Annotated in this window: 6 protein-coding genes; 4 read left to right on the forward strand and 2 right to left on the reverse strand. The window is 75.6% G+C overall.

Going from position 1 to position 4151, the window contains the following annotated elements:
* Together ABZ641_RS27800 and ABZ641_RS27805 are read right to left on the reverse strand one after the other, a co-directional pair.
* The coding region (locus tag ABZ641_RS27800; protein WP_359985983.1) for a hypothetical protein at window positions 1-1020 on the reverse strand (1020 nt) is incomplete at its 3' end.
* Window positions 1021-1236: 216 nt separating this feature from the next.
* Window positions 1237-1524, reverse strand: a complete 288-nt coding sequence (locus tag ABZ641_RS27805; protein ID WP_359985985.1) for a hypothetical protein — start codon at window positions 1522-1524, stop codon at window positions 1237-1239.
* Window positions 1525-1683: 159 nt separating this feature from the next.
* On the opposite strand from ABZ641_RS27805, the gene ABZ641_RS27810 reads away from it, so the two are divergent.
* The 4 genes from ABZ641_RS27810 to ABZ641_RS27825 all read left to right on the forward strand — a co-directional run bounded on the left by ABZ641_RS27810 (window position 1684) and on the right by ABZ641_RS27825 (window position 3945).
* The gene (locus tag ABZ641_RS27810; protein WP_344625369.1) at window positions 1684-2148 is read left to right on the forward strand and encodes an SRPBCC family protein; all 465 of its coding nucleotides are present in this window, start codon (window positions 1684-1686) and stop codon (window positions 2146-2148) included.
* A gap of 162 nt (window positions 2149-2310) precedes the next feature.
* Window positions 2311-2634 carry a plasmid stabilization protein gene (locus tag ABZ641_RS27815; RefSeq protein WP_359985988.1) on the forward strand — a complete coding sequence of 108 codons (324 nt, stop codon included), beginning with the start codon at window positions 2311-2313 and terminating at the stop codon, window positions 2632-2634.
* A 28-nt stretch (window positions 2635-2662) separates the two neighbouring features.
* The gene (locus ABZ641_RS27820) at window positions 2663-3487 is read left to right on the forward strand and encodes a PP2C family protein-serine/threonine phosphatase (RefSeq protein WP_359985991.1); all 825 of its coding nucleotides are present in this window, start codon (window positions 2663-2665) and stop codon (window positions 3485-3487) included.
* Between the two features lie 71 nt (window positions 3488-3558).
* Window positions 3559-3945, forward strand: a complete 387-nt coding sequence (locus tag ABZ641_RS27825; RefSeq protein ID WP_359985994.1) for a hypothetical protein — start codon at window positions 3559-3561, stop codon at window positions 3943-3945.
* Window positions 3946-4151 lie beyond the last annotated feature (206 nt).

The raw sequence follows: 4151 nt of genomic DNA on the forward strand, positions 1-4151 counted from the left end.
GACGCCCATGCTGCGGACCTCGGCGCGGTCCATGCCGATGTGCTCGGGTTCGGGTCCGATCCAGACCTCGCGGCCGGCGTCCGGACCGTCGCCGCGGAGCAGCAGGGTGGCGAGCTGGTGCTGCTGGGCGGCGGCCGCGACGGCGGGGACGCCCTCGGCGGCGGCGCCCGGCGCGATCTCGGTGCCGGTGCCGTCCGTCCGGTGTTCGCCGGGGCGGCCGGTGCCGTTGCGGAACCGTTCGAGGATCTCGTCCGCGTGCTGCCGGCAGAAGTCCTGCCACGCCTCGTCGAGCCGCCGTTCGAAGGTGTCGGTGTGGATGCCGCCGGCGCGGCCGCCGCCGTCGATCTCGACGGTGCGCGGCTGCAGGTCCTGGGGCAGCCGCTCGTGAACGGCGCGCCGCTCGCGGGCGTCGCCGGTGAGGACGACGAGGTCCGCGCCGCAGTCGGAGCGGGCTTCGGCGAGCCGGTCGGCGATCGCGTCGGCGGACCGGTCCCAGGCGTCCTGGGCACGGTGCCGGTAGTGCCATTCGTAGCGGTCCGCGGGCGGAGCGCGGTGGCCTCTGCCCTGCCAGGTCGTGCCGTCGACGGTACCGAGCGGCTCGGGCCTGCCGAGGCGGCGGCGCTCCAGGTCGGCGCCGGTGCGGTCGACCGCGGCGACCAGGCAGTCGGCGGTCGCGGCCTCCAGGCGGCCCAGCAGCGGGGCGAGGCGGGGCAGCGGCCCCCAGGCGGTCTCCACGCCCGGGGGTGCGGTGGTCAGGGGTACGTCGAGCACGACCTCGCCTCCGGCGGCGAACAGGGCCCGGCCGGGCGGGGAGTCGGAGACGGGCTCGTCCGCGAGGTGTTCCGCGACCGCCCGGCAGGTGCTGGGGTCGGCGCCCAGGTCGGCGAGCTCGCGCACCGCGGTCCGCTGCAGCAGCACCTGCCGCTGCCGGGCGTCCTCGGTGGTCCGGGAGGTGTCGAGGCAGACCGTGGCCCAGGGGCCGGGCCTGCCGATCAGTGGTTCGAGGAAGCCGAGGTCCATGGCGTTCTCCGTGTGTCGGTGCGGGCCGGTGACGGCGGCCGGGGTGGCTGCACCGGCGGTGGCGGACGGCCCTGGGGGATCGACTCGGAGCGAGCGGCACCGGCCATCACGGACCACCTCCTCGACGACGGCAGGGGACGGCCGGCCGGTACCGGGAGGATCGGCGCCGCACCCTCTCCCTTCGAGGCTGCGCCCCTGGGGGGAGCCGAAACCCGCTCAGCCCCACCAATGGCCGACCGGACCCGCAGCCAGCGGGCTCCCGGGGTCGGCCGGGCGTCGGTCGGCCGCGGCACGGGCGTGGGCCTGGGCCTCGGCCTCGGCCTCGGCGAGGACGTCGAGCACCGCGGCCGCCACCGAGGCCGCTGCGGTCACCGCACGGTGGGCGGCGGGCAGGTCGCCGGATTCCCAGGACTCCACCGCGCCGGCTGCGAGTTCCCGCAGCTCGGTCAGCTTCGCCAGGGCGGTCTGCGGCAGGACGCCGGTGTCGGTCGGGGCATGGGTCATCCGCCCATCATCGGCGCGGCACCGGGCGGCGGCCGTTCACGACACGCGCCGCCCCGCTCGGCGACCGGGCGGCCGATGGGCCGGATGGCCCCGTTAGAACCCGGACCGGCCGGGCAGACGCGTCGCGGACCTGTTGGACGAGAAAGACTGGAGGCCGGCATGAGCATGGTGCAAGAGTCCGTCGAGGTCGAGGTTCCGCTGCACACCGCGTACAACCAGTGGACGCAGTTCGCGGACTTCCCGCGCTTCATGGAGGGCGTGGAGGAGGTCACCCAGATCGACGAGCGGCACAACCACTGGAAGACCAAGGTCGCCGGGGTGAGCCGTGAGTTCGACACCGAGATCGTCGACCAGCTGCCCGACGAGAAGATCGCCTGGCGCACCGTGGGCGGGGACGTCCAGCAGATGGGTGTGGTGACGTTCCGGCGTCTCGACAACGACCACACGATGGTGCGGCTGGCTTTGGACTTCGAACCGGACGGCGTCGCCGAGAAGGCCGCCGACATGATGGGGATGGTCGACCGCCGCGTCAAGGGCGACCTGCGGCGCTTCAAGTCGTTCGTCGAGGACCAGGGCATGGAGTCCGGCGGCTGGCGCGGCCGGATCTCCCCCGGCAGTTCCTGACCGGGGCAGCTCCGGCCCGGGGCCGGACGACCCGGGTACGCCCGGCGGGCCGTCGCGGAACACCGCGGCGGCCCGTTCGTGCGGGGCGCCATGCGTGAGCGGGGGGCCGCGGGGTAGGCGCGCGATCGGGCAACACGGCACCAGCGAGCCCGAGGAGGAGTCATGCCGGCCGGTTCGAGCAAGAAGCGGGAACGCCAGTACGAGCACATCAAGGACAGCGTGCTGGACCGCGGCGAGAGCGAGGACCGGGCGAAGGAGATCGCCGCCCGGACGGTCAACAAGGAGCGTGCCCGGCACGGCGAGTCGAAGACCGCCAGCCGCAGCTCCGTCCAGGACATGTCGTCCTCCCGGCGCGGCGGGCAGCGCTCGCACTCCGGCGCCCAGGGGCCCACCTACGACCAGCTCTACAACGAGGCCAAGCAGCGCAACATCCACGGCCGTTCGAAGATGAACAAGAAGCAGCTCGCCGACGCGCTCGACCGCTGAGCGCCCCGCGGTCCCCGGAGGACGGCCGGTGCCCGACGGTGCCACCGCCCCTCCGGGGGCCGCACCACCTCCCGCAAGCCCCCGCTCCCTCCCCCGCGTCGCCGGCATCACGGTGGCCTCCCGCTACCTGCCCGCCACCCGCAGCCTCGACGTCGGCGGCGACTGCTACGACTTCATCCGGCTCGACGAGCGCACCGCGGCCGCCGTCATCGGCGACGTGCAGGGCCACAACACCACGGCCGCCGCGCTGATGGGGCAGGTCCGCACCGCCGTGCACGCCCACGCGACGGCCGGCGCCGCGCCGGACGAGGTGCTCGCCCGCACCAACCGGCTGCTCGCGGACCTCGACTACGACCTGCTGGTCTCCTGCCTCTACGCCCAGCTCGACCGCACCGGGCGGCAGGCCACCGTCGCCTCCGCCGGCCATCCGCCGCCGCTGCTGCGCCGCCCGAACGGGCGCGGCCACGCGCTCACCGTGGAGGCCGGGCCGCTGCTGGGCGCCGCCGCGTCGGCCGGCTACCCGCTCACCACCCTCCCGCTCCTCGACGGCACCCTGCTGGCCCTCTACACCGACGGGCTGGTGGAGGTCCCCGGGACGGACGCCTCCCGGACCACGCCGGACCACGGCCGAGCTGGCCGGTCTGCTCGGCGCGAGCGGCGCCGGACCACTCGACCGGCTCATCGACGAGCTGGTCCGCCACAGCTGGCCACCGGCCGGCACACCGACGACATCGCGCTCCTCGTCCTGGACATCGCGCCGGGTGGCGCGGCACGATACGGGACCGGCCGCCCGAGCGACGGCGACCCGCCGGCGGGAACACCGCGCGGGCGTGCGCCGTCCGGTGCAGGGTAGGTGGCTGTGGCTCACGGTGCCCGCCACCCGGGCGGGCACCCGAACGGTCCGTACCCGGGAGGTCCCCCGCCGTGGCAGCAGCGTCCGCCGTCCAGGAATCCGTGCAGGAATCCGTGCCGGAGTCCGTGCCGGAGTCCGTGCCGGAGTCCGTCCAGGACTTCATCGCCGTCAGAACACCCGAGGAGATCGACCGCGCGGCGTGCGCGGCCGGTGCCGACGGAGGACCCGAGGCCGACGGCGCCGCCGCGGCCTACCGGTGGGTGCTCGACCCCGGCACGCCGGCCCCGATCAGCGGCGCCGTGCACGAGCTCCTCACGGACGGCGAACTCGCCGCCGAGGAGCGGGCGGCGATCGTGGCGGCCCGGGACTGCGCACGGCCCGGCGAGGAGCGGCGCCGCGCCCGGGGTGTCGCGGACGCGCTCGGCTGGGTGCTCGGATTCGCCCCGCTCGACGAGTGACCGGGAACGGTTGAAGGGCGCCGGTCAGGTGCCGCCCCGCGGACCGGGCAGGGAGTCCTCGGTGCGGACGGCGACGGAACGGATGCCCGTGAGGCCCGCGAGCTCGACGGTCAGAGCCTGGAGGTCCGTCGTCGCCACGGCCAGGAGCCGCGGCGCCCAAACGGCGCGCCTACCCGGGCCCCGGCGAACCACCCGCGGGCGCCCCG

This window comes from Kitasatospora sp. NPDC007106, assembly GCF_040634455.1.
Taxonomy (GTDB): domain Bacteria; phylum Actinomycetota; class Actinomycetes; order Streptomycetales; family Streptomycetaceae; genus Kitasatospora; species Kitasatospora arboriphila.

What these genes read in the sequence shown, in the direction of transcription:
- ABZ641_RS27810 (WP_344625369.1), top strand. Translation starts at nt 1,684, where the DNA reads ATGAGCATGGTGCAAGAGTCCGTCGAGGTCGAGGTTCCGCTGCACACC.
- ABZ641_RS27805 (WP_359985985.1), bottom strand. Translation starts at nt 1,524, where the DNA reads ATGACCCATGCCCCGACCGACACCGGCGTCCTGCCGCAGACCGCCCTG.
- ABZ641_RS27815 (WP_359985988.1), top strand. Translation starts at nt 2,311, where the DNA reads ATGCCGGCCGGTTCGAGCAAGAAGCGGGAACGCCAGTACGAGCACATC.